Source organism: Pseudomonas sp. WS 5010, assembly GCF_012985565.1.
In the GTDB taxonomy this organism is placed as follows: Bacteria; Pseudomonadota; Gammaproteobacteria; order Pseudomonadales; family Pseudomonadaceae; genus Aquipseudomonas.
Genome location: NZ_JAAQWQ010000004.1, coordinates 163,570 through 189,203, shown reverse-complemented (window position 1 = coordinate 189,203; position 25,634 = coordinate 163,570). Strand labels below are relative to the sequence as shown.

Annotated in this window: 22 protein-coding genes; 15 read left to right on the top strand and 7 right to left on the bottom strand. The window is 60.6% G+C overall.

Going from position 1 to position 25,634, the window contains the following annotated elements; all coding sequences use genetic code 11:
• Positions 1-102: 102 nt before the first annotated feature.
• The gene (locus HBO11_RS13980) at positions 103-2,982 is read right to left on the bottom strand and encodes an EAL domain-containing protein (RefSeq protein ID WP_170058892.1); all 2,880 of its coding nucleotides are present in this window, start codon (positions 2,980-2,982) and stop codon (positions 103-105) included.
• Positions 2,983-3,262: 280 nt separating this feature from the next.
• On the opposite strand from HBO11_RS13980, the gene uvrD reads away from it, so the two are divergent.
• From uvrD to HBO11_RS13940, 8 genes are all read left to right on the top strand, one after another.
• Positions 3,263-5,446: a DNA helicase II gene (gene uvrD / locus HBO11_RS13975; RefSeq protein ID WP_169954024.1), complete on the top strand. Its 2,184-nt coding sequence runs from the start codon at positions 3,263-3,265 to the stop codon at positions 5,444-5,446.
• Between the two features lie 223 nt (positions 5,447-5,669).
• Positions 5,670-6,542, top strand: coding sequence for a Tim44 domain-containing protein (locus tag HBO11_RS13970; protein ID WP_169954025.1), 873 nt, complete (start codon positions 5,670-5,672; stop codon positions 6,540-6,542).
• Between the two features lie 185 nt (positions 6,543-6,727).
• Positions 6,728-7,225, top strand: a complete 498-nt coding sequence (locus tag HBO11_RS13965; RefSeq protein WP_169954026.1) for an RNA polymerase sigma factor — start codon at positions 6,728-6,730, stop codon at positions 7,223-7,225.
• Positions 7,226-7,268: 43 nt separating this feature from the next.
• Positions 7,269-8,249 (top strand): FecR domain-containing protein, encoded by a 981-nt coding sequence (locus tag HBO11_RS13960; RefSeq protein WP_346266489.1) that lies wholly within the window; start codon positions 7,269-7,271, stop codon positions 8,247-8,249.
• A 135-nt stretch (positions 8,250-8,384) separates the two neighbouring features.
• On the top strand, positions 8,385-11,495 hold the full coding sequence (locus HBO11_RS13955; protein WP_169954027.1) for a TonB-dependent receptor: 3,111 nt from the start codon (positions 8,385-8,387) through the stop codon (positions 11,493-11,495).
• A gap of 310 nt (positions 11,496-11,805) precedes the next feature.
• On the top strand, positions 11,806-12,345 hold the full coding sequence (locus HBO11_RS13950; RefSeq protein ID WP_262381042.1) for a Slam-dependent surface lipoprotein: 540 nt from the start codon (positions 11,806-11,808) through the stop codon (positions 12,343-12,345).
• Between the two features lie 93 nt (positions 12,346-12,438).
• Entirely contained in the window at positions 12,439-13,938 is a 1,500-nt protein-coding gene (locus HBO11_RS13945; RefSeq protein ID WP_169954029.1) for a surface lipoprotein assembly modifier, read from the top strand.
• A gap of 99 nt (positions 13,939-14,037) precedes the next feature.
• A complete protein-coding gene (locus HBO11_RS13940; RefSeq protein ID WP_029290059.1) occupies positions 14,038-14,445 on the top strand; it encodes an SMI1/KNR4 family protein in 408 nt (135 codons plus the stop codon).
• Between the two features lie 60 nt (positions 14,446-14,505).
• Here the strand turns inward: HBO11_RS13940 and HBO11_RS13935 are convergent, their stop codons facing one another.
• Positions 14,506-16,269, bottom strand: coding sequence for a cation:proton antiporter (locus HBO11_RS13935; RefSeq protein ID WP_169954030.1), 1,764 nt, complete (start codon positions 16,267-16,269; stop codon positions 14,506-14,508).
• A gap of 293 nt (positions 16,270-16,562) precedes the next feature.
• Between HBO11_RS13935 and HBO11_RS13930 the strand changes: the two genes are divergently transcribed.
• The gene (locus HBO11_RS13930; protein ID WP_029290061.1) at positions 16,563-17,045 is read left to right on the top strand and encodes an acyl-CoA thioesterase; all 483 of its coding nucleotides are present in this window, start codon (positions 16,563-16,565) and stop codon (positions 17,043-17,045) included.
• Between the two features lie 116 nt (positions 17,046-17,161).
• Here the strand turns inward: HBO11_RS13930 and pdxY are convergent, their stop codons facing one another.
• Positions 17,162-18,034, bottom strand: coding sequence for a pyridoxal kinase PdxY (pdxY, locus tag HBO11_RS13925; RefSeq protein WP_169954031.1), 873 nt, complete (start codon positions 18,032-18,034; stop codon positions 17,162-17,164).
• Between the two features lie 116 nt (positions 18,035-18,150).
• Between pdxY and HBO11_RS13920 the strand changes: the two genes are divergently transcribed.
• On the top strand, positions 18,151-18,543 hold the full coding sequence (locus tag HBO11_RS13920) for a DUF3301 domain-containing protein (RefSeq protein WP_057961211.1): 393 nt from the start codon (positions 18,151-18,153) through the stop codon (positions 18,541-18,543).
• Here HBO11_RS13920 and HBO11_RS13915 read toward each other — a convergent pair.
• From HBO11_RS13915 to dksA, 4 genes are read right to left on the bottom strand one after another with little or no spacing between them, the layout of a single operon-like run.
• Complete coding sequence (locus HBO11_RS13915) at positions 18,537-19,499, bottom strand: CobW family GTP-binding protein (RefSeq protein WP_169954149.1); 963 nt, start codon at positions 19,497-19,499, stop codon at positions 18,537-18,539. The genes HBO11_RS13920 and HBO11_RS13915 overlap by 7 nt on opposite strands.
• A 44-nt stretch (positions 19,500-19,543) precedes the next feature.
• The gene (locus HBO11_RS13910) at positions 19,544-20,188 is read right to left on the bottom strand and encodes a DUF1826 domain-containing protein (protein WP_169954032.1); all 645 of its coding nucleotides are present in this window, start codon (positions 20,186-20,188) and stop codon (positions 19,544-19,546) included.
• On the bottom strand, positions 20,188-21,396 hold the full coding sequence (zigA, locus tag HBO11_RS13905; RefSeq protein ID WP_169954033.1) for a zinc metallochaperone GTPase ZigA: 1,209 nt from the start codon (positions 21,394-21,396) through the stop codon (positions 20,188-20,190). Before zigA ends, HBO11_RS13910 begins: the two co-directional genes overlap by 1 nt.
• A gap of 26 nt (positions 21,397-21,422) precedes the next feature.
• On the bottom strand, positions 21,423-21,827 hold the full coding sequence (gene dksA, locus HBO11_RS13900; RefSeq protein WP_169954034.1) for an RNA polymerase-binding protein DksA: 405 nt from the start codon (positions 21,825-21,827) through the stop codon (positions 21,423-21,425).
• A gap of 126 nt (positions 21,828-21,953) precedes the next feature.
• Between dksA and HBO11_RS13895 the strand changes: the two genes are divergently transcribed.
• The 5 genes from HBO11_RS13895 (at position 21,954) to HBO11_RS13875 (ending at position 25,625) form a co-directional block, all read left to right on the top strand.
• Complete coding sequence (locus tag HBO11_RS13895) at positions 21,954-22,322, top strand: glutamine synthetase (protein ID WP_169954035.1); 369 nt, start codon at positions 21,954-21,956, stop codon at positions 22,320-22,322.
• A gap of 78 nt (positions 22,323-22,400) precedes the next feature.
• Positions 22,401-23,306: a GTP cyclohydrolase FolE2 gene (gene folE2 / locus HBO11_RS13890; RefSeq protein ID WP_169954036.1), complete on the top strand. Its 906-nt coding sequence runs from the start codon at positions 22,401-22,403 to the stop codon at positions 23,304-23,306.
• A complete protein-coding gene (gene hisI / locus HBO11_RS13885; RefSeq protein WP_169954037.1) occupies positions 23,303-23,728 on the top strand; it encodes a phosphoribosyl-AMP cyclohydrolase in 426 nt (141 codons plus the stop codon). Before folE2 ends, hisI begins: the two co-directional genes overlap by 4 nt.
• Complete coding sequence (locus HBO11_RS13880; protein ID WP_169954038.1) at positions 23,725-24,285, top strand: DapH/DapD/GlmU-related protein; 561 nt, start codon at positions 23,725-23,727, stop codon at positions 24,283-24,285. Before hisI ends, HBO11_RS13880 begins: the two co-directional genes overlap by 4 nt.
• 2 nt (positions 24,286-24,287) lie before the next feature.
• Entirely contained in the window at positions 24,288-25,625 is a 1,338-nt protein-coding gene (locus tag HBO11_RS13875) for a dihydroorotase (protein WP_169954039.1), read from the top strand.
• The last annotated feature ends 9 nt before the right edge of the window (positions 25,626-25,634 follow it).

Sequence of the window (25,634 nt, the reverse complement as noted above, 5' to 3'; positions counted from 1 at the left end):
TACTACAAGAATTGCGGATTTGCCCGTTCGATGCATCACTAAATCGCCCTACTACCCCCTGAATCAGCGGGCATATGCGATGTAGCACCCGATGGCGCCTCGCTAGCAGCCAGGAAAATCCGCATTTTTCCGTAACAAATCCGCCAGCCCTTCGGCCTCGATCGGTCGACTGATCAAATAGCCCTGTACCTCATCGCAGTTTTCGGCGCGCAGGAAATCCAGCTGCTGCTGATCCTCCACACCCTCGGCCACCACCTTGAGCGCCAAGCCATGGGCCATGGCGATGATGGCCCGGGTAATCGCCAAGTCTTCGCGCCCCTGGCCCAGGCCCCGGATAAAGGTCTGGTCGATCTTCACGTAATCCACGGGGATGCGCTTGAGGTAGCTGAGGGACGAATAGCCGGTGCCAAAGTCGTCAATCGCCAGCTTCACCCCCAGGTCGCGCAGTTGCTGGAAGGTGGCGATGATGTGCTCGACGCTGTCGAGCAACTGGCTTTCGGTCAGCTCCAGCTCCAGGTACTGCGGGGCCAGCCCGGTTTCGTCCAGCACCTGACGCACCAGGCTGACCAGCTTGCCCTGGCGCAACTGGTGCACCGACAGGTTGACCGACACGCGGATCGGCGCCAGGCCCTGGCGCTGCCATTCACACGCCTGCCAGCAGGCCTGGCGCAGCACGAACTCGCCCAACGGCACGATCAATCCGGTTTCTTCTGCCAAGCCAATGAAATCACCGGGCGGCACACTGCCCCATTGCGGATGATCCCAACGCACCAGCGCCTCGGCGGCGTTCATCTTGCCAGTGGCCAGGCACAGCTTGGGTTGGTAGAACACCTTCAATTGGCGTTCATCGATGGCTTTGCGCAGTTTGTTTTCCAGCTGCAGGCGCTCAAGGGTGCTGGCTTGCAGGCTGTCGGTGTAGAACTGGAAGTTATTGCCGCCCAAATGCTTGGCGTGCTGCATAGCCATGTTCGACTGGCTGACCAACGCGGAAATTTCCCGCGCGTTATCCGGCAACAGGCTGACACCGATTGAGGCGCTGACCACCAACTCATGCCCCTCCACCGCCACTGGCACCCGCAACTTGGCCAGCAGCCGGGTGGCCACTCGCGCCAGGCTCGACAGGCTGCCATAAGCGTCGAACAACACCGCAAATTCATCGCCGGACAACCGCGCAATGGTGTCGGCCTCCGGCAACGCGTTGATCAGGCGCCGCGCCATTTTTTGCAGCAATTGGTCGGCGACTTCATGGCCCAGGCTGTCATTGAGCAGCTTGAAGCGGTCCAGGTTGATATGCAGTAACGCCAGGCTGCGGCCACCCTGGCGCACCCGCTGATGGGCCTCGCGCAGGCGCTCGCGAAACAGCGAGCGGTTGGCCAGGCCCGTCAGTTCGTCGTAATGGGTGAGGTAGCGCATGCGCTCCTCGGATTCGCGGCGCGCCGACAGATCGGCGAAGAAGCCCACGATGTGACTCACGTTTCCCCGAACATCGCGCACTACGCTCAGTTGCAGCCATTGCGGGTACAGCTCGCCGTTCTTGCGCGCCTCCACCAATTCGCCCTGCCAACTGCCGTGGCTCAACAACGCCTGGCGGATCACCGGGAAGTGTCGGCGGGCATCGCGGCTGCACGGCAACTCCACGACATTGCGCCCGAGCATGTCGTCGATATCAAAGCCGGTCACGCGACTGAAGGCCTGGTTGACCGCAATCAGCACGTACTCCGGGTCCAGGATCACGATGCCTTCGCTGGCCGCCTCGAACACCGTGGACGCCAGCCGCAGCTGTTCTTCCACCGCCTTGCCGGCACTGATATCGCGCCGGGTACCGAGCATGCGCGTCACGCGCCCGCTGGCCGCACGCTCCACGGCGCGCCCACGGTCCTCGATCCACACCCAGCGCCCGTCGCCATGGCGCACGCGGTACTCCACCTGGTAGTCCTCGCTGCGCCCTTTCAAGTGCTCCACCAGCGCGCGCTTGAGCAGCGGCAAGTGGTCCGGGTGCAGGCGAGGCGTGAGGTCGCGCAACATCGCCGTGACGTATTCCGGCTCCAGGCCGAACAACTCCTTGAGTTGGGTGTGGTGGACCTCGTCGGTTTGCAGGTTCCAGTCCCACAAACCCAACTCGCTGGCCTGCAATGCCATCGCCAGGCGCGCTTCGCTTTTGCTCAGGGCCAGGCTGGCGGCGTCCAGTTGCTGGCCGCGTTGTTCGACACGGTGTTGCAGGCCGACCTGGGCTTCACGCAACTCCTGCTCGACCTGGCGCCGCTGCTCAACCTCGCGCACCAGGTCCTGATTCAACTGCTCGCTGCGCTGACGGGCCTGCTGCAGATGCTCGATCAGGGCCTGGTTCTGGAACCGGCGCAGCAAACCGCGCTGGATCAGGCGGTTGACCTGCCATGCCACCAGGCTCAGGGATGCCAGCAGAATCAGGCCCAGGTAACTCCAGCCCTGCAGTTGCGGTTCGCCGCTCCAGAATAAATAGAGGACGGTGGGCACCAGGCAGGGCAAGGCAAACGATAAAAACGCCGGCACGCTCACCGCGTAGGCCACGCTGGCCGATAAGGTGGCCACGCCAATCAGGCCGAAGATCCAGGCCTGCTGCACGAAACTGTCCAGGGGCACCAGGACAATGGCCGCGCTCGCCAGGGTCAGGCCGCTGGCCGCCGAGCCCAACATGAACATGCGCCGCCAGACCGGCTGCGCCTGCCGGCTGGGCAGGGCGCTATCGAAGGCCGCCACCTGGATCACGCGCATCGCCACCAGGGCCAGCAACCACACCAGCCAACTGCCGACCAGCACGTAGCGCTGCGGGCTCCAGAGCAACCAGGCGCAGACCAGACCGTTAATCAACATCAATAAAGTGGGCAGCAACGAACCTTGGTACAACAGACGCGTGCGCTCGACCGCCATCTCCATGGCGTAGTGCTTGCGGATAACTTGCGCCGGCGCGACAGAAGGGCCAGGCAAGTCGGTGCTGAGGGTCATAGGCAGTGTTCTTATAATGGTGAGCCCGAAACGTCGACGGAGCATACACAAGCGGGCGGGCAGACCAAACTGCTCTGGATCATAAAAATCGGCGAATAAACCATCGCAAACCTTGGGCCCAGAGGGGCTGAACAAGACAGGGCGCGGGCTACAGGCGATGACTTACCGGTCATCACCGTGGATCGATTATTTGCCGATTGAAGATCGCCGCGGATTTTTTTGTGCCGACCACCCGGCAATGGGATTTGCCCCCCTTCCCCCGGCACCCTAGAATGCGCCGATGCGCGATGATCTCTCCCTTTTGCTGAATTCCCTCAACGATGCCCAACGCCAGGCCGTAGCAGCCCCCGTTGGCCGTCAGTTGGTCCTGGCCGGTGCTGGCTCCGGTAAAACCCGAGTGCTGGTGCACCGTATCGCCTGGTTGATCCAGGTCGAGAACGCGTCGCCGCATTCCATCCTGTCGGTGACCTTCACCAACAAGGCCGCTGCCGAGATGCGCCACCGCATCGAGCAGTTGATGGGCATCAGCCCGGCCGGAATGTGGGTCGGCACCTTCCACGGCCTGGCGCACCGCTTGCTGCGGGCCCACTGGCAGGAGGCGGGCCTGGCCCAGACCTTCCAGATTCTCGACAGCGATGACCAGCAACGCCTGGTCAAGCGGGTGATCCGCGAGCTGGGCCTGGATGAACAACGCTGGCCGGTGCGTCAGGCCCAATGGTTTATCAACGGCCAGAAAGACGAAGGCCTGCGCCCGCAACATATCCAGGCCAGTGGCGACTTGTTCCTGGCCACCATGCGCAGCATTTATGAAGCCTATGAAGTGGCCTGCCAGCGTGCCGGCGTCATCGACTTCTCCGAACTGCTGCTGCGGGCCCTCGACCTGTGGCGCGACAACCCCGGCTTGCTGGCCCACTACCAGAAGCGCTTCCGGCACATCCTGGTGGACGAGTTCCAGGACACCAACGCCGTGCAGTACGCCTGGTTGCGCCTGCTGGCCAAGGGCGGCGACAGCCTGATGGTGGTGGGCGACGACGATCAGTCGATCTACGGCTGGCGCGGCGCGAAAATCGAGAACATCTACCAGTATTCCGACGACTTCCCAGACGCCGAGACCATTCGCCTGGAGCAGAACTATCGCTCCACCGCCGGGATCCTCAAGGCCGCCAACGCCTTGATCGCCAATAACACCGGGCGCCTGGGCAAGGAATTGTGGACCGACGGCGGCGAAGGCGAGGCAATCAACCTGTACGCGGCCTTCAACGAGCACGACGAAGCGCGCTACGTGGTGGAAACCATTGAAAGCGCCCTGAAAACCGGGCTGGCCCGCAGTGATATCGCCATTCTGTACCGCTCCAACGCCCAGTCACGGGTACTCGAAGAGGCCTTGCTGCGCGAGCGCATTCCGTACCGCATCTACGGCGGCCAGCGCTTCTTCGAGCGCGCAGAAATCAAGAACGCCATGGCCTACCTGCGTTTGCTGGAAGGTCGCGGCAACGATGCCGCGCTGGAGCGGGTGATCAACGTACCGGCACGGGGCATCGGCGAGAAAACCGTCGAGGCGATCCGCGAACATGCGCGTCACAGCGATGTGTCGATGTGGGAGGCCATGCGCCTGCTGATCGCCAATAAAGGCCTGACCGGCCGCGCTGCCGGAGCGTTGGGTGGGTTTGTCGAGTTGATCGACAGCCTCGCCGCCAAATGCCTGGAAATGCCGCTGCACCTGATGACCCAGACCGTGATCGAACAATCCGGCCTGATCGCTTATCACGAGGCGGAAAAGGGTGAGAAAGGCCAGGCTCGGGTAGAAAACCTTGAGGAACTGGTCAGCGCCGCCCGCGCGTTCGAGAACAGCGAGGAAGATGCCGACCTGTCGCCACTGGCGGCGTTCCTCGGCCACGCCTCCCTGGAAGCCGGCGATACCCAGGCCGACGAGCATGAAGACAGCGTGCAACTGATGACGCTGCACAGTGCCAAGGGCCTGGAATTCCCCTACGTGTTCCTGGTGGGCATGGAAGAAGGCCTGTTCCCGCACAAGATGAGCCTGGAAGAGCCCGGCCGCCTTGAAGAAGAACGCCGCCTGGCCTACGTGGGTATCACTCGGGCGATGCAGAATCTGGTGATGACCTACGCCGAGACACGACGCCTGTATGGCAGCGAGACCTACAACAAGGTGTCGCGTTTCGTACGGGAAGTGCCCAAAGGGCTGATTCAGGAAGTGCGCCTGTCCAATAGCGTCAGCCGGCCGTTTGGTGGCGGCCAGCAGCAGAACTCCAGCAACATGTTTGCCGGCTCGGAAATTCCCGAGACCCCGTTCAGCCTTGGCCAGCAGGTCCGGCATGCGATCTTTGGCGAAGGGGTGATCCTCAACTTCGAAGGCGCCGGGGCCCAGGCACGGGTGCAGGTGAACTTCGCCGAAGGCAGCAAGTGGCTGATGATGGGTTACGCCAAGCTCGAAGCGGTCTGACTGAGCGTTCCCACGCTCTGCGTGGGAACGCTCGGGCGCTCTGCCTCGGTGAGATGGGTCGCCTTGCCCTTGTTTTTAACCAGTACGGGCCAATATCTGTAATTAGTCCTACAGACCATTCGCAAAGGTCTTACGCAAAAGCCCGAAACATTATGCCGCTAGCCACTGCCTCTGCACCTGTGCAACATGGCGCGCGTGCAATCCACAAATGGGAATTCCCTTTATGAAACGTTTTCTTAGCATCGCCATGGCGTTGTGCATCGGCCTGACGATGAGCCTCGACGCCAACGCCAAACGCTTCGGTGGCGGTAAAAGCTCCGGCGCAGCACCGAGCCACCAGACCAGCCAAATGGCCCCAGCCGCTGGCGGCATGGGCGGAGCGGCTGCCACCGCAGGTGCAGCCGGTGCCGCTGGCGCTGCTGCCAAGGCCGGCGGTGCTTCGCGCTGGTTGGGCCCTCTGGCCGGTATCGCTGCCGGTGGCCTGCTCGCTTCCATGTTCATGGGCGGCGGCTTCCAGGGCATGCAGATCTTCGACATCCTGATCATGGCGGTCATCGCTTTTGTGATCTTCCGCTTCATCGCCGCCCGTCGCCGCAAGCAGCAGGAGCACCTGGCTCCAGCCGGCGCGCCGATGCAGCGTGAAGTGTTCGAGCAAAAGCCTGCCATGGGTTCGATCTTCGGCGGCTCTGCAGCACCTGCTGCCGCTCGTCCGGTGATCAACGCGCCAGCCTGGTTCAACGAAGAGCGTTTCGTCGAAGCGGCCCGCAACCACTTCCAGTCCCTGCAGCAACACTGGGACGCCAACGAAATGGACAAGATCGCCGAGTTCGTGACCCCGCAACTGCTGGAGTTCCTCAAGCGCGAACGTGCCGAACTGGGCGACGGCTTCCAGTCGACCTACATCGACGACCTGCGCGTGCAGTTGGAAGGTGTGGATGATCGCGCCGACAAGACCATCGCTACCCTGACCTTCAGCGGTACGTCGAAGACTTCGCGCTTCGACCAGGGCGAAGTGTTCAGCGAAAGCTGGAACATGGAACGTCCACAGGGCGAAAACCAGCCTTGGCTGGTAGCCGGTATCCGCCAGAACGGCTGATCCGCAAAGGCCTACAGCCTGCTGTAAGAAACACCCCGGTCTTGTGCAGCGCTTTAAGAAGCCTGCACAGCCGGGGTGTTTTTTTGCCTGTGGAAAAGTCAGCATGGGGTTTTGCTGGATTAATGAGAACGACTCTCATTATACTCGCCCTCCCCGGTTCTGCCCGAGCATAGGAAAGTGCCGCCGTGCTGGAAAAACTGTTCACTCAACATGCACCCGCGTTGCATCGGTATCTGTTGCGCAAAAAGTGCTCCCCAAGCCTGGCTTCGGACCTGGTACAGGACACTTTCCTGCGCATCGCCCAATTGGAGAGCCTGGAGCGCGTGCTGTGCGCGCCGTCCTATCTGTTTCGGGTAGCGCACAACCTGATGATCGACCATCACCGCCGCTATGGTGAAAAGCGCTACGACAACGACCCCAGCGCCTTCTTCGCCACCCTGGTAGACGAAACCAGTTGCCCTGAAGAACAGGCCCTCGGCGCGTTGGAACTGGAGCACCTGGAAAGCCTGCTGCAACGCATGCCACCGCGTACCCGCGATGTGTTCATGCTGTGCCGGGTGGAAGGCATGACGCACAAAGAGACCGCGCGCTATTTACGGATATCCACAAGCTCTGTACAAAAACACATGGCAATGGCCCTGGCCAGGATTGGCCGGGCGCTTGAGCCGGACCAAGAGGGCTGAGCCTTGTGTACAACAAAGAGCCAAAAGGTAAATAGACCGAACCGTGAACGCCTCCCCACAGACTATCGACCCGGTAGAGCGCAAAGCTGCCGACTGGGTGATGCGCCATCGCCAAGGACAGCTTTCGGCACGTGAACTCGAGGCTTTTCAGCGCTGGCTGGCCGCCGACCCTTTGCACGCCGCCGCCGCCGAGCGCGCCAATCGTGCTTGGCTGGCCACCGCGCAGCTCAAGCAACGTCCCGGCTATGTAAAACCCCAACGCCCGCCGCGCTCTGCCTGGCTGCGCATGCCGGTGGTCGGCGGCAGCGCCGTGGCGGCGCTGGCGTTGGGCTGCTGGATGCTGCTGGCACCACCTTTCTGGGTCCAGGCCCTGAACAGCGACTATCACACCGGGTTTGGCGAGGTGCGCCAGATCACCCTGGCCGACGGCAGCCAGGTGCAACTGGGCAGCCACAGCATCCTGAGCCTGGCCTACGACGATCAGACCCGTCGGGTGCGCCTGAGCCAGGGCGAGGCGGTCTTCACCCCTGCGCCAATGAATGAACAGGAGCGGCGGCCCTTCACCGTACAAGCGCCCGGGGCCGATATCACCGCGCGAGGCACGCGTTACCTGGTCGGTGTCGGCAAGGATCGCGAAGGCTGGGTGGGGGTGCTGCAGCATCGGGTCGAGGTCAACCTGACCCAGCACGGGCGCGATGAAGCCGCAGGTTCCGCGCTGCTGGAGCAGGGCAACAGCCTGCACTTCAGCCCCAGAACGGGCCTGGTGCCGCTGAACACCAGCCCCGAGGAACTGGCCAGTTGGCAGGAAGGCCGGCTGGTATTCCAACGCGAATCCCTGGCCGACGCCGCCGCCCGCATCAACCGTTACCGACCGGGGCTGGTGCTGGTCAAGGGCGAGGCCCTGCGCAACGTGCGGGTCAGTGCGGTAATGCGCCTGGATAACCTCGACGCCGCGCTTGAACACCTGGTGGCGCAAGTCCACGGGCGCATGTTCGAGCTGCCAGGACTGACACTGATCTACTGAGCCGCCTCGCACGGCGTCAATTTCAGAAAAACATAAATAACGATATTTATAGATCATAACGATCTATCGCGTTTTTGCAGCTGGGCCGTTTCTACTACATGTGAATAAATCTTATTTACTTTAGTGAGGCCGGTTTTGCAGACGCAAGAGAACAACAAAAAACGCCAGGCAACAAAACGCACCCGACTGAGCCTGGGGATTGTGTCGGCCGCCATTGCGCTGGTCGCCAATGCCGCCATCATCAGCCCGGTGCTGGCAGCGCCAAGCGCAAACCACGCCCCGGCCACTGACGTGCACAACTTCGACGTGCCCGCCCTGGCGCTGGATCAAGCCTTGGTCCTGCTGGCGCGCCAGGCCGGTGTCGAGTTGTACCTGGGCAGCAACGACTTCACCAACAGCTACGGCAACCCGGTCAAGGGACGCCTGTCCCTGGACACGGCGCTGCAAACGCTGCTGGCCAATCAAGGGGTCAGCTATAGCCTCACCGGCTCAGCCGAACGCCCGATCATCCAGGTGCAATCGGCACCGAACTCGGCGGGTATCCAGGCCGGCGACTTGCACCCGACCTACGTCATGGGGATGGAAGGCAAGCAGTCCCGGGACGAAAAGGGCTACAACGATATCTACGATCAGGACATCTCCTCGGTGTATGCCGGCAAGGAGCAGATCGAACGCTACAAAGGCGCAGCCCCCGCCGATATGTTCAAGGGCATGCTCAACGTGTACAGCGGCGACTCGCGCAACAGCGGCGCACTGGACCCAAACATCCGCGGCATCCAGGGCCCCGGCCGCGTGCCTGTGACCATCGACGGTACCGAACAGGCAATCACCGCTTACCGCGGCTACATGGGCGCCAACAACCGCAACTACATCGACCCCAACCTGATCGGCAGCATCAAGGTGCTCAAGGGGCCGAACCTGGAGCGTAACGTCTACAGCGGCATTGGCGGCGCGGTGGTGGCCAGCACTCTAAACGTCGACGATGTGCTCAAGCAGGACCAGGAATATGGTGGCGAACTTAAAATCGAAGGCAGCAATAACTCGGTGTCACCCAAACTGCCGACGCTGATGACCGGGCAAATGCCCAGCCCCGGTTATGAATATTCACCCATCAGGGGCTATTACGATCACTCGCTGTACAAACACCCGCGCACCAGCAGCAGTAACAAACTGCTGTCCAGCGATGACTCCGCCTACCGCCTGGCACTGGCCACGCGCCAGGAAAAATTCGAACTGCTGGCTGCCTACGCCTTCCGTGAAAAAGGCAACCACTACGCGGGCAAGAACAAGAGCGGCTTCTATTCCAGCGGGAAGAAAGTCAACGGCGAGTTTGACTACATTCCCAACCTCGCCACTATCTACAAACCGGGCGATGAGGTGCCCAACACCTCCAGCAAGATGGAGTCCTGGCTGGGCAAGGCCAAACTCAAGATTGATGAAAACCAGTCCCTGGAATTCGGCTATCGCGACACCGATGCGCTGTACGGCGAGATCCTGCCATCACGGATCTCGTTCTTTAAACCCGGCACGACTTACGACGCCGCCACCAACGGCGTGCCGCAATGGCCGTTGAGCCATGTACAAAGCAAAGCCTACAACCTGGAATACAACCTCAAGCCCGAAGGTAACCCGTGGGTGGATTTCTATTCCAACCTGTGGATGACCAACACCCGCAGCGATACCTACAGCAGCGGTGGCGTCCCCAATCAAACCACCATTGCCGACCCGGTGTACCGCAATACCGCCCTGGCCAACGCCAAGCATGATCGTATCGGCCTGACCGCAAGCAATAAGTTGAAGTTGCTCGACAGCCTCGACCTGACCCTGGGTGGTAGTTATCAGCATGAAAAGTTGGGATCGAACGACAACTATTACGACCCTATCATCAGCGACACGTTGCGCATGTACCCTCGGGCCGGGCGCCGCGAGGAACAGGAATACAACTTCAAATTCGACTGGCGGCCCGTAAGCTTTGCCAAGTTTGAGGCGGGGATGCGTTATTCGTCTTATTGGGCATTTGATGATTACTTGAAAAGTGCCCAGGACAAGAGTGGGATAACAACACAATTTGAAGAAACCGGGCGTCGGGTGGATTACACCACGCAAAAAACACTGACGGATGCAGAATTAAAAACAATCATTGATCAGAAAGTTGAAAACATGAAAGGGCTCTGGGATGTTTTCGGCGCCACAGAGGCCGAACGTTTGGCTGATATAGAAGTGATTAAGCAAGAAACATCACCCGTTCAAAAAACCCAACATAGGGTTAACTGGGAGAGCGATGGTAAAGGTCGCTATTCACGCGCTAACAACCCATGTATCAATGGCTTGAATGCAGGCGAGAATATTATTTCCTGCAGCTCTTCCGGAAACGGCAAGGGCTACGAAAAAGATATCAAAGCCAAACACCAGAAAGACAGTGGCTGGACACCTTCGCTTTCTGCAACCTTCTATACCTCGGAAAATGGCCGGGTCTACCTGCGCTACAGCGAGGCCATCCGTTACCCAAGCATGTTTGAAAGCACCATGGGCTTTTCCTCATCGGTCAACCCCTGGGGGCTTGAGCCAGAACATGCGCATAACTACGAAGCCGCCTACATCCATAACCTGGCCGGCTGGGGTGGCAGTGAAAGCGCCGACATCAAGCTGAGCTATTACTACAACACGACCAAAAACGTGATCGAACGTGACCCACAACTGCGCTTCAGTAACCTTGAGAAGCAAGTCACTTCCGGCGTGGAGTTCCAGGGCCGCTACGATAACGGACGGTTTTTCACCGACATGAGTATCGGCCACGTCCTGAAAAACAGAGTCTGCGATGAAAACTCGGCTGTCTCCGTCAGCACCGACGGTAGCACCCCCAACTGCGTGGAAGACGGTTTTGTAGGCGGATACCTGGTGAGCATGGCAATGCCGGAGTGGACTGCCAACCTCGGGTTAGGTGCGCGCTTCCTTGATCGCAAACTGGAAGTGGGCGGACGGGCTATTTATTACCGCCAACATGAAAACAAGTTCTATGACAACTACCCCAACAGCGCCATGGTCAGTTATTACCTGAATACGCCCATGTCATGGGACAAGATCATCACTTATGACGCCTACGTTAACTATAAATTGACCGATGACGCATCCATCGAGTTAACCGGCACCAACTTGAGCAACCTTTATTACATCGACCCACTCACGCGTTCGGCCATGCCCGCACCCGGTCGAACGTTGAAACTCGCTTTCACCACTACTTTTTAACTTGGGAGGTACTGCATGGGAGGCTAAAGAAGAAATTGGCAAACGCTTGACGTGTTGACTTAATTTAAATCACTCAATGGATGATGAAATGAAATCTTTCAACTACACAGTATTGGCAGTGGCACTTCTGGGTCTGGCTGGCGTTGCTCAAGCAGCCACTTCTTCTGGTCAAAGTTACGATGGCACGATCGTCGTCGACGGCTCCAGTGGTTCAGGCTCAACTAACCACCCAGGTTCCGCAGGCCAGCCAGCCATTGGCGTTAAGGCTTTTTACAACGGCACGAAAGTCGCTTTCAGCGGTTTGAAAGGTATGGCTGCCACCGATGCCAATGGTGTCTCCACCATTACCACCGCGATGATGCCACCCTCTCACTCCACACTGGGCAACTTCGACTTCAAACAAGTCGCCAACCAGCAGGTGTACTACGGAGAGTGGTCGCAGACCGGCGCCAACAATGATCCAACCCGCGTCGTGTACTACTCCGGCGATACCACCGGCCGCGTATTGCCAACGGCCAGCGTGACCTATGCGGTACAGGGCATCAACAACTACTCCGGAGCTAACGTGCTGTCTGGCGACCTGACCGCATCCTTCGGTACGGCCGCCCCGACGCTGGTAGGTTCGCTGAGCAACAGCACCTTGAAGGTCCAGTTGGTGGCCAACATCAACACCGCCGACGCCAGCTTTGCCGGCAACGCAGCTGCGCGCGATGCGGTCACTAACGCAAGCCTGTCAACCGGCACCACCCAAGGCAGCTTCTTCGGCGCAGGCGCCACCGCGTCGCTGGCCGGTATCGCCAAGTTCACCGACCGCAACTACGACACCGCCTTCGGTGGTGTCGCCAAGTAATCGCACGTTGAACCTGTTGTAGCACCACCCAAGCAAGTGCCTGCCCCCAGGCACTTGCTTTTGGCGTTTTGAAGCGATCCCGAGAGCCCGGTAATGCCCCAGCCCTATTGCATGCGATCCCTCACGCTCCACGCTTTACCCTTTTCCCTGCTGCTGTGCATGACCCCGGCGGTATTTGCCGCCGACCAGGACACCAGCCTGCGCCTGAACCAGACCATCGAGTACCGCGCCAATCAGCAAGAGCGCGAGTTGCTCAAGGATGAACTGCCCAGCGACGGCGCCCCGCCGCTGTTGAATATCGATGGGCAGACCTACAGTGTGGGCAACAACCTCGATGAACTGGGCCGCGCGGTGTACCTGTCCATCGAGCGCCAGCAATGGCCGCAAGCCAGGGATTACCTCAAGCGCTACACCGCCCTGCCCGGCCACGACCCGATGCTCACCGCCTATGCCAACGGCGGCCTGGCCCGCGCCGATGGCAACCTTGAACAAGCAGAAAGCTACTACCGCCAGCTGCTGGCGTTGCAGGGCGACTTCCTGCCGGGGCGCCTGGAGCTGGCGCGGGTATTGTTCGAGAACCGCAAGGATGGCGAATCCAACGCCGCGTTCCGGCAGATCAGCAGCAGCCTCAGCCCAGCGGACGCCCAAGCCATGGGCGTGGGCAAGACCGTCGACAGTTTTATCCAGGCCCTGGACCACCGTGAAGACTGGCAAGGCTCCCTGGCCATCGGCCCGACCTGGGGCTACAACCTCAACCAGTCCCCGGAAAGCGAGGTGACTTATCGCTACGTCACCCCCGACGAAACCATCTACGTCAAACGCTCACTGCCCAAGGCCGTGTCTGCCCACGGCGCGGACTACGAGGCCACGCTCAACAAACGCGTGGCCATCAGCGGCCACCACGGGGTGTTCATGCGCTCGCTGCTCTATGGCCAGGCCTATGAAAAACAGAGCAAGTACAACGAAAGCACCCTCATCAATAACGCTGGCTACAGCTACCACGACGCCAAAAACCAGTACGCCCTCGGGCCGTCGTTTGAATTCAATACGATTGGTGACAACGCCATGTACAGCGCCTGGGGGCTGCGCGGCGAATGGATTCATACACTGTCGGCCACACGTATGTTCAAGCTGGAAGGCGAATATAAGGACATGGCCTACAAACACCAGATCAATAGCAACCTCGACGGCGGCATCAGTTCGGTCTACGCCACCCTGTGGCAGGCCCTGCCCCAGCGGTGGACGCTGTTCGGCGGCGTAGACCTGACCGAACGTAATACCCAGGACCGCACGGCGGCCTACCTGCAAAAGGGCGTGCGGCTGGGGGTGGCGAAGGATTTCGAAGTGGGCGTCAGCGCCGTGCTGTTCGCCTCGTACCGCAAGCGCCAATACGATGCCTACAGCGCTATCGTCGATGACCGACGCAATGAGAAAGAACAAGGCTACACCTTTATCCTGCGTGCCCCACGCCTGGCGGTGCTGGATGCGGTGCCCAGCCTGACGGTCAAGTACAACAAGGTCGTCAGCAATGTCGACTGGCTTTATTCCTACGACAAAAACAGCATCAGCCTAAAGCTGGAAAAGCAGTTTTAACCGACAACACCGGGTTTTCTATTTCGCGGTTGCACTTATAGCGAGCTACTGTATAAAACGCCCCTATAAACCGCGCCATCTAGCATGAGGATCCCGGCCGTGGAAGAAGTTATCGAACAATTGCGTGAAGCCAACGAACCGGTACCGGTTCCTCTGGAACTGCCCGACGAAGACCAGTTGGTGGAAGTCGAGGAACAGCTGTTTATCAACATCCCGTTTGTGTTCAAGGAATTCCTGCTGACCGTCAGCGATGTGGTGTATGGCAGCCTGGAGCCGGTGACCATCACCGACCCCCAGTCCCACACTTACCTGCCGGAAGTCGCCGCCAATGCCTGGGATATCGGCGTGCCTCGCGAACTGATCCCGATTTGCCAGGATGGCGACGACTACTACTGCGTCGAAGAAGACGGCACGGTGGTGTTGTGGTCCGGCGAAGAAGAGCTGGTAACCGAAGAGTCCTGGGAGTCGGTGTGGCACTGGGCGCGGGACGTCTGGCTGGAAAGCTGATGCCTTTGTAGGCGCCGGCCGGCCGGCGCCTACGGTGGATCGCTCAGTTGAGGGTGGTGGTCAGTGCTCCGGCGTGTCCTTGTGATTGTCCAGGGTCTCCAGCAAAGCCACTTGCATACGTGTATGGATGCGGATGAACCAACGCCAGAGCACGGCGGCCACCGCAGCCGTGACCACGGCAATCAACACCAGCAACTTGTTGGTCGGCAAAATACTGGCCGACAAGGCTGCCAACAGCAGGAAGATCACCAGTAGCGAGAGAATCGGGATCAGCTCGGCAATCACCCGCCGCACGCGCTGGGTATGGCGCCCGGCCATTTCCGGCTTCACGCTCATCTCCGCCAGCAACATCGACAGCGCCTTGAGCTTGCGATATGCGGCAATCAGAAACGGCAGCGACAGCAACAACGCACCGCCCCAGATCAATGCCTTCTGCCAACTCGGATCACTGATCCAACCTTCCAGATACCCACCAATGCGCGCGGCAAAAAAGCTGCCGGTGAAGAAGATCGCCACCACCAGCGCCAGGTTTACCCCCACCTGCAAGATGATCTTGCGGATCATCGACGCCAGCATCGCGCCTTCGCCCTGGGGCGAAATACTGCGCAACCATTCGCCATACATGCCAAACACCCGGCTCAAGCGTTGGGGCATCACCGCCGCGATCTTCAAGGACAATGGGTCGGCGCCACGAATCAGGTAGGGCGTGAGCAACGTCGTGATGGCGGAAACGGCCACCGCCACCGGGTAGAGAAAGTCGCTGGTCACCTGCAAGGTCATCCCCAGCGCCGCAATGATGAAAGAAAATTCGCCAATTTGTGACAGGCCCATACCCACCCGCAACGAAGTGCGGCCGTCATTGCCGGCGATAAACGCGCCAAGGCCACAGGACAGCATCTTGCCCAACACCACGGCCACGGTGATCACTGCAATCGGCCAGGCATATTGCAGCAGGATCTGCGGGTCGATCATCAAGCCAATGGCAACAAAGAAGATTGCGCTGAACATGTCGCGAACCGGTTCGATCAGGCGCTCGATTTTCAGCAACTGCCGGGATTCGGCCATGATCGCACCGATCAGGAAGGCGCCCAGCACCATGCTGTATTCGAGCTTGACCACCAGCAGGCAGAAGCCGAAACACAGGCCCAGGACGGTGATCAGCAGCATCTCGTTGCTTTCGAACTTGGCCACGTAGGCCAGCAGCCGTGGCACCAGCAAAATGCCGATCACCAGGGCCACGATCATGAACAGCGAGAGCTTGCCGACCGTGGAAAACACCTCGCCGGAACTGACCGTACCGCTGACGGCGATGCTCGACAGCAAGGCAATGATGCCGATACCCAGGATGTCTTCGACAATCAGCACGCCAAAGATCAGCTGGGCAAAGCGCTGGTTTTTCATCTTCAGGTCGTTGAGCGCCTTGACGATGATGGTGGTCGAGGAAATCGCCAGGATCGCGCCGAGGAACAGCGAGTCCATGGTGTTCCAGTCGAACCATTGGCCAATTTCATAGCCAATCCAGATCATCAGAATGATTTCCAGGAAGGCCGCGATAAACGCCGTGGCGCCCACCTTGAACAGCTTGCGCAGGCTGAACTCCAGGCCCAGGCAGAACATCAGGAAGATCACCCCCAGCTCGGCCAGGGTCTTGATAGTGTCTTCGTCGTGGATCAGGCCGAATGGCGGGGTGTGCGGGCCAATGATGAAGCCGGCGACGATGTACCCCAGGACGACCGGCTGCTTGAGGCGATGAAACAGGATAGTCACCACCCCTGCCACCAGCATGATCACGGCCAAATCCTGGATAAAGCTGATGGCGTGCATGGCGAGGGGCTCCTTGAGGGTACTGGCGCTGTCCCGGTTTCCACGCGGCCGCTACAACGGCGCGCAATGTGCGGAAGGAGAAGTCTGCCTTAATCGTAAGAAATGCCCTTGAAATGGGCTTTTCAAGGGTAACACCACGACTTCCGGCAGAAAGCCGGTGCAATATATGGAAACAGATCGCCTTGGGCGTGACGGCAAGGCCCGTCCCGGCGTCCCGTAAGGGATGACGCCGCAATGATTCCAGCATCCGCAGAGGTGCCCCCCCAACCAATGCCTACAACCGTGAGTGTGCTATGGAACCCGGAAACGCCCAGCTGTCGATGACGGTATTGATGACCCCTGACATGGCCAACTTCTCAGGCAATGTCCACGGCGGCACCCTGCTCAAGTACCTCGACGAAGTGGCCTACGCCTGCGCCAGCCGTTATGCCGGCCGCTACGTAGTCACGCTGTCGGTGGACCAGGTGATTTTTCGCGAGCCGATCCATGTCGGCGAGTTGGTGACGTTCCTGGCTTCGGTCAACTACACCGGCAACACCTCGATGGAAGTAGGGATCAAGGTCGTCACCGAGAACATCCGCGAGCGCTCGGTGCGCCATACCAACAGTTGCTTCTTCACCATGGTTGCCGTCGATGACGACCGCAAGCCGGCCGCCGTGCCCGCATTGCAGCCGCAGAACAGTGAAGACAAGCGCCGGTTTATCCAGGGCAAGCAGCGCCGGCAGATTCGCCAGGAGCTGGAGAAGCGCTACCAGGAAATCAAGGCCGACGTGTAACCCCAATCAAAATGTGGGAGCGGGCTTGCTCGCGAAGACGATGTACCAGTCAGCACATGTATTGACTGATACACCGTCTTCGCGAGCAAGCCCGCTCCCACATTGGGTTGGTGGTGTCAGAGGCTGATCGGCGTGGCTTCGAAGCGCACGCGCGGATGGGCGATGCGGTCCTGGGCCCGCACCAATTCCAACTCGTAGCTGGCGCACGCCTGGGTTTCCAGCAGCACTTCATGCACAGCCGCCGCCGTAAATTCGAAGGCAGCCAGCAGGCTGTCACCCAGTAGCACCCGCGCCAGGAACAGGCCCGACGTCAAGTCGCCCACCCCCACCGGCTGGCGTGGAAACGCCAGCAATGGCCGACGCAGGTGCCAGCTGCCTTCTGCCGTCACCAGCAGCATCTCGAAACCGTCCGCTAGCTTGCCCGGGTAATCCAGGTGCTTGACCAGCACCGCCTTGGGACCACGCGCCAGCAGGGCCCGCGCCATGCCCAGGCAGTCAAACAGCGACTGCGGTTTACGCCCGCAAAAGCTGTCCAGCTCCAATTGGTTGGGGCACAGGAAGTCAGCCATGGCCACGGCTTCGTCGAGCAAGAAATCACTGACTTCCTGGGGCACGATGCAGCCTTTTTCCGGATGCCCCATCACCGGATCGCACAGGTACAGGGCCTTGGGGTTGATGGCCTTGATCCGCGCCACACCGGTCAGGATCGCCCGGCCCTGGGCGGCGCTGCCCAAGTAACCGGACAACACCGCATCGCAGTTGCCCAGCTCGCCAATCGCCGCGATCCCCTCCACCAACGCAGGAATTTGCTGGGGCGCCAACACTTCTCCCGCCCACTGGCCATACTGGGTATGGTTGGAGAACTGCACAGTGTTCAGCGGCCAGACATTCACCCCCACCCGCTGCATGGGAAACACGGCGGCGCTGTTGCCGGCATGGCCGAAGACCACATGGGACTGGATCGCAAGCAGATGAGGCGTACGTTTCATGCAGGAAACTTCCGTAAAACCGTTAAATTCTGGCCGCGCAGTATGCGACTAAAAGCAGCCTGTACGACAGACCGGAGACGCAGTTAAGCTGGCCTTACTTTGTTGGAGCAAATCGCATGCTGACCCTGGGAAATATCTTTGTGCTGATGCTACTGGCGGCGGCTGCCGCCTGGGTGTGGCACAACCACGGCCTGCGCGAGCGCGCGCTGGAGAGGGTCAAACAGCATTGCGCCAAGCTCGACATCGAACTGCTCGACGGCGCCGTGGCCTTGAAACGCATCGGTTTCGTCAAGGACGCCAGCGGGCGCCGGCGTTTGGCACGGGTCTACAATTTTGAGTTCACGGTGACCGGCGAAGCCCGCCATCCCGGCACCATCACCCAATTTGGGGCCCACAGCGCGCAAATCGAACTGGCGCCCTACCCGTTTGAAATAAAGACGCCGCCGCCCAGCGCCGAAGTGATTGAACTGAGCCAGTGGCGCCAGGAGCACGGCAAAAGCCGTCACTGACGGCAAGCGGCCAGGGCTTTTTGCAGTTTTGCCACATCCTGCTCTTTGCCAAAGATCAGCTCGATACGCGAGTCCCGACGCCATTCGCTGGGCTGCCAGGTGAGAGTGGTGTTATCCACAGCGTTGGCCGAGACCCAACCGTCGGCGCTGTGGATAACCAATTTGGCGCGACGCCACTCCAGGTTCTGCAACCATTGGCACAGCCGCGTGGGGTCGAACTGCTGGCTTGGGTGCCAGCGCCAACCGATGCTCCAGCCGCCGGCCTGCGCCTGATGCAGGCAAATCGGCACGCACGGATCGCTCCAGATTGCCGGGATTTGCGCCAGCCCCTGGGGCACTTGAAAGTTATCCACAGCCGCCCCGGCCTGTGCGCCAAACCCCGGTAGCCGAACCAATGGCAGCTGCGCCTGCCGCGCCCAGTAAATCTCGCAGGCCGGCAGGGTCCTTTCGATTGCGCTACGTTGCGCGGCGTCCAACCCTTCAGCCTTGTTCAGCAGCAGCAACCCGGCACTGGCCAATGCTTCGCGTTGCGCGTCGGGCAACGGTCTGCCCGCCGCCAGTGCCTGGGCGTCGAGCACCAGCACACAAGGCTGGACAGCGAGCACGGTCTGCCAGGGCGCCTGGCGCAACTGCGCCAGCAATTGCGCCGGGTGCCCCAACCCCGAGGGCTCGATAAACAGCCGGTGCGGCTTGGCCTTACGCAGTAGGCGGCCTAGCCCTACCTGGAACGGCGCACCATTCACACAGCACAAACAGCCACCGGCCACTTCGCCAATGGCAATGCCGTCGTCATCCAGGCTCAGCAGCGCAGCATCCAGGCCAATCTGCCCGAACTCATTGATCAACACCGCCCATCGCTCATTGGCCGGGCGCTGGGTGAACAGGTGCTTGATCAAGCTGGTCTTGCCAGCACCCAAGGGGCCGGCAATCACATGCGTGGGAATATTCTGCAGCATCGTGGACATTATTCAGGCCGTGTAGAGACGCTGATCCTACCCGGTTATGCCAGCCAATCCAGCGTCAGAATCAGCCGCCGTTCATTGGCGGCCAGGGCCGGCGAGCGGTGAATCAGGCCATGGCCCTCGTTGCCGCGCCACTTTTCGCCCTTGAGTAGGGCGACTTCGCCACAGTGGATCTGTTCGATGCGCTCGGTGGGTTCCGCGTCCGCCTGACTCAATTGACGTCGGTCCATCACCCCTTCGCGCAGCCATTGGCTGCCGATGCCGGCATAGGTGGTAATCAAACGCACAGGCACGTGATCGACGTGAAAGCGCGGGCACATGGCCTTGTCCAGTAGCCTCAGCCGCACGCCAATGCGCTTGGCGCCCAACAGGCAGGCAAAAGCGCTGATCAGCCAGGCAACATCGGCGATAAAGCCTTCGTAGCCCTCAAGGTCACGACAGCCTGCGGCCAGCCCCTGCAAGTCGGGTTCGGCGTCTTCGCTGTCCAGCTCCACCACCAGCGACTCCGCCAGCGGCTCGCCCAGCGAGACCAGCAACGCGCCAAACTCGGCGATGTGCAGCGGCAACTGGCGCTGCCACAGCGCCAGGTTGACGCCGTTATCCAGGATGTCGGCGAGGGCCAACGGGGTTTCCCCACGGGTCTGGCGAATCACCGGGCGCAGTTGAATCACAGGTGCCAGCATCAGGCGGCTGCCTCCTCGTACCAAGGGCCAAAAGGATCGACCAGCAGGTGCCAACCTTCAGCGCCCAAGGCCATTTCATCGTCGGTCAGCAGGCATGCGTCCAACTCGGCGCGCAGGCGCACGAAGTCGATGTTCTGCCCGATAAACACCAGTTCCTGGCGGCAATCCCCGGTGCTCGGCTGCCAGTTGCCCATGATCGCCGCGACACTTTCCTGATCCTCGGGCCATTGACTCTTGGGCACAAAGCGCCACCAGCGGCCGGCAAAACCATGGCGCATCAGGCCGCCGGCCTGGGACCAACTACCGGCATCGCGGTGCTTGCTGGCCAGCCAGAAAAACCCCTTGGAGCGCAGTAGCTTGCCGTTGCTCCACGGGCGGTCGATAAAGTCGAAAAAGCGTTGGGGATGGAATGGCCGGCGCGCCCGGTAGGCCGTGGAGGCGATGCCATATTCCTCAGTCTCCGGCACATGCTCGCCGCGTAGTTCCTGCAACCAGCCCGGTGCCTGGGCCGCGCGCTCAAAGTCAAAACGCCCGGTGTTGAGGATCTCGGCCAGCGGCACCTCGCCCATGACCATGGGAATGATGCGCGCCTGGGCATTCAGGCGCTCCAGGATCGCCACCAGCTCTTCACGTTCGTGGCGACTGATCAGGTCGATCTTGCTGACCAGGATGACGTCGGCGAACTCGATCTGTTCGATCAACAGGTCAGTGATGGAGCGCTCATCGTCCTCGCCCAGGGTTTCGCCGCGGGACGCGAGGCTTTCGGCGGCCTGGTAGTCGAGCAGGAAGTTCATGCCATCGACCACGGTGACCATGGTGTCCAAACGCGCAATGTCGGCCAGGCTCTGGCCGTTTTCATCGCGGAAGGTGAACGTTTCCGCCACCGGCAGCGGCTCGGAAATGCCGGTGGATTCGATCAGCAGGTAATCGAACCGGCCCTCCCTGGCGAGCTTTCCTACCTCGACCAGCAAGTCTTCACGCAGGGTGCAGCAGATACAGCCGTTGCTCATCTCCACCAGTTTTTCTTCGGCGCGATTGAGGCTGACGTCGCGCTGGACTGCGGCGCCATCAATGTTGATTTCGCTCATGTCGTTGACGATCACCGCCACCCGCAGGTTTTCGCGGTTGCGCAGGACGTAATTGAGCAGCGTGCTTTTACCGGCGCCGAGAAATCCGGACAGCACGGTAACGGGTAGACGGTCGGTCATCGGGTGTTCCTCATCAGGGTGGCCGGTCAAATCGCCCGTTGATGGCGTTCGCGCAGCTCTTCACGTTCTTTGGCTTCAATACACAGGGTGGCCGTGGGCCGCAGCAACAGGCGCTTGAGGCCAATCGGCTCGCCCGTCTCGCGGCACCAGCCGTATTCACCACGGGCGAGGTGCTCCAAGGCTTCGTCGATCTTGTCCAGCAGCTTCTTTTCTCGCTCCAGCAGGCGCAGTTGCCACTGGCGCTGTTCTTCGGCGCTGCCCACATCGGCGGGGTCGCTGTTGGGCTCCTGCTCGCGCAGCACGATGAATTCGGCTTCGATGCGCGCTTGCAGGTCATAGCGCTGGGCCAACAACAGCTCGCGGAAAAAGGCTTGCTGGGCCTCATTCATGTAATCAGCGGGCGGCTGGGCAAGCAGGTCTTGTTCAGTCATCGGGACGATTCACGGGTCAGGCTGTGCATTGATGTTATATTATAACAATACAAATAAGCCAACGCCCTCTTGCTCGACACGACGAAGGGCGTAATCCTTGATTCTCTCCAGGCCCCGAGAAGCGCGATGAAATACCTGATATGCAGCGTGTTGCTACTGGTGGCGACCCAGGCCAGCGCCCAAATGCCCGGCACGCTGGCCACCTGCACCCGCAGCGCCACCCTGCTGGCCTGCGTCGATGCCCAAGGCAATGCCTACAGTGTCGCGACCGCAGGCAACACCACGTATCTGCGCGGGTTCGAGGTGATCGGCAAGCGCTATTGGGCGCAGACCAACAGCCGCTATGGCCAATTGACGTTCTTTACCGGCCTGGCTTCCGACGGCGAGGCGTGGGTGGGCTACACCCGGCGTGTGGGCTGGACCACGATCAACCGGTTCTCCAGTTCCGGAGGCTCCAGCGCCAAGTTCACCTGCAGCCGTATCAGCGGGTGCTAGGGCGGTCGTAGAAAAATCATCGTAGATCTAATTGTTATACTATAACATGTCAGATTATTTCCAACGATGGACCTGCTCATGAATGCGCTGACTCTGCCGGATATCGCCGCGCAGGCTTCTCGCCAAGCCTTGCCTCTCGACTGGGTGGGCATGTGCGGTATTGCCCTTCCTATCCTGATCGACGGCCAGCGCTTGAGTGCCAAGGCCGATGCCGGCGTGAGCCTGGATGACGGCGAGGCGCGAGGCATTCACATGTCGCGCCTGTACCTGGCGCTGGAGATGCTCGAGCAACAAGACCTGCAACCCGTGTTGCTGCGCCAGGTTTTACAGAGATTCCTTGATAGCCATGAAGGGTTATCGAGCAGCGCCTACCTGCGGATTCACACCGACTTGCTGCTTAAACGCCCGGCATTGGTCAGCCCGCTATCGGGCTGGAAGACTTATCCGGTGACCATCGAAGCGCGTCTGGAAAAGCAGATGTTCCACGTGGAACTAAAAATTGACGTGACCTACTCGTCCACCTGCCCTTGCTCTGCGGCCCTCGCCAGGCAGTTGATTCAACAGCAATTTGTCGATGACTTCGGCAATAAGTCGTTGCAGCACGAAGATGTACTGGCCTGGCTCGGCAGTGCCAATGGCATCGTCGCCACGCCCCACAGCCAACGCAGCAGTGCGCTGTTGCAGGTCCAACTGCAACCCGGCGTACAAGCCTTGCCCCTGACCGACTTGATCGACCAGGCCGAAGCCGCCCTCGGCACCGCCGTCCAAACCGCCGTAAAGCGCGCCGATGAACAGGCGTTCGCCCTGGCCAACGGCCAGAACCTGATGTTCTGCGAAGACGCCGCGCGCCGTCTGAACCTGGCGCTAAAACGCTCGGATGCAGTGCAAGCCATTCACCTCAAAGTCATCCACGCCGAAAGCCTGCACGCCCATGACGCCGTAGCCGAAAGCCATTGGATGAGAACCGTCTCGGGCACCCCATGACGCTGACAATGCTCGACCTCGAAGCCGCCAGCGTGGGCAGTCGCTTTGCCCTGGCCCCGGTACTGAATGCCTTGCCGTGGAACCGCGACGGCCTGATCGCCGCCATCGCCCAGCAACACGGCAGCGGCGAGGTATTGATGCTGGCCTGGATGAATCGCCAGGCCCTCGAAGAAACCCTCGCCAGCGGCCAGGTCTGCTACTGGTCACGTTCACGCCAGCAGTTGTGGCGCAAAGGTGAAAGCTCCGGCCACCGCCAGCAGTTGGTCGAAGCACGCCTGGATTGCGACGGCGATGCTGTATTGCTGATCGTCGACCAACAGGGCCCGGCCTGTCACACCGGCCGCCCGAACTGTTTTTACAACGCTATCGAAGACGACCACGTGCATATCCTCACCGCGCCCCTCAAGGAACCTGCAGCATGATCCGCAAGAACCCTTCCGGCGATCTGCCGGTCATTGCCGAATCGGCCTACGTCGATAAAACCGCGATCATCTGCGGCAAGGTGATCATCGGCGAGAACGTCTTTGTCGGCCCCTATGCGGTGATCCGCGCTGATGAAGTGGACGCCACCGGCGACATGGACCCGATCACCATCGGCGCCAATTCCAATATCCAGGACGGCGTGGTGATCCACTCCAAATCCGGTGCGGCGGTGACTATCGGCGAGTTCAGTTCCATCGCCCATCGCTCGATTGTCCACGGCCCCTGCACCGTCGGCGACCGGGTGTTCATCGGTTTCAACAGCGTGCTGTTCAACTGCGCGGTTGGCGACGGCTGCGTGGTGCGGCACAACTCGGTGGTGGATGGCCGCGACTTGCCCGCCGCCTTCTATGTGCCGTCCACCACGCGCATCGGTCCCAACACCGACCTGTCGCAGTTCCCGCCGGTGAGCGTCAGCGCCTCGGAGTTTTCTGAAGATGTGGCGCGTACCAATGTCGATCTGGTGCTTGGCTACAAAGCCCTGCAAAACGAGTTCTGAGCATGAGCCGCCTGCTGATCCGCAACGCCCGCCTGGTGAATGAGGGCCAGGAATTCGACGCCGACTTGCTGGTCGCCAACGGCCGTATCGAGAAAATCGCCAGCAGCATCCACGGGCAAACAGCCGCTATCGAGATTGACGCCCAAGGCCAATGGTTGCTGCCAGGCATGATCGACGACCAGGTGCACTTTCGCGAACCCGGCGCGCCGGACAAAGGCAGCTTCTACAGCGAGTCCCGCGCGGCGGTGGCCGGTGGCATCACCAGCTTCATGGACATGCCCAACACCCAACCGGCGACCCTGACCCTGGAAGCACTGGCCGACAAGAAACGCCGCGCGGCGCTGCACTCGGTGGCCAACTATGGCTTTCACTTTGGCGTCAGCAACGACAACCTCGACACCGTGGCGGCCCTTGATCCGCGGCAGGTCGCCGGGGTCAAAGTGTTTATGGGCGCCTCCACCGGCAATATGCTGGTGGATGATCCACGCGTCCTGGAGCGTTTATTTGCTGAGGTGCCGACCATTCTCCTCGCCCATTGCGAGCACACGCCGAGCATCCACGCCAATGAACAACGCTTGCGAAACCGGTTTGGCGAGGCGATCCCCGCTGTAGCCCACCCGCTGATTCGCGACGCCGAAGCCTGCTATCGCTCGTCATCCCTGGCGGTGGAGCTGGCGCGCCGCCATGGCACGCGCCTGCATGTGCTGCACCTGACCAGCGCGCGGGAATTGCCGCTGTTCGAAGACAAACCGCTGGCAGAAAAACGCATCACGGCAGAAGTGTGCGTGCATCACTTGCTGTTCGATGACCGCGACTATGCCCGCCTCGGCCACCAGATCAAATGCAACCCGGCGATCAAGACCCGGGCCGACCGCAATGCCCTGCGCCTGGCACTGCTGAGCAACCGGTTGGATGTGATTGGCACCGACCACGCCCCGCATACCTGGGCGCAAAAACAGCAGGCGTACCGTGAGGCACCGGCAGGATTGCCCCTGGTGCAACACGCGTTGCCTGCATTGCTGGAATTGGTGGCCGACGGCTTGTTGCCACTGACTACGCTGGTGGCAAAAACCAGTCATCGCGTCGCCGACCTGTTCGCCATTCCCCAACGGGGTTATCTGCGCGAGGGTTACTGGGCCGACCTGGTGCTGATCAAACCCGAGCCCGAAGGCAAGCCCGTGAGCAGCCAACCGATCCTCGCCCGCTGCGGCTGGACGCCGTTTGCCGAACGCAGCTTTCGCCATAGCGTCAGCACTACCCTGGTGTCAGGCCATGTGGCCTGGCACCAGGGGCACGTGATCGACAGTTGCCAGGGGCTGCCCCTGCATTTTCTGCGCTAAACGCAGGGG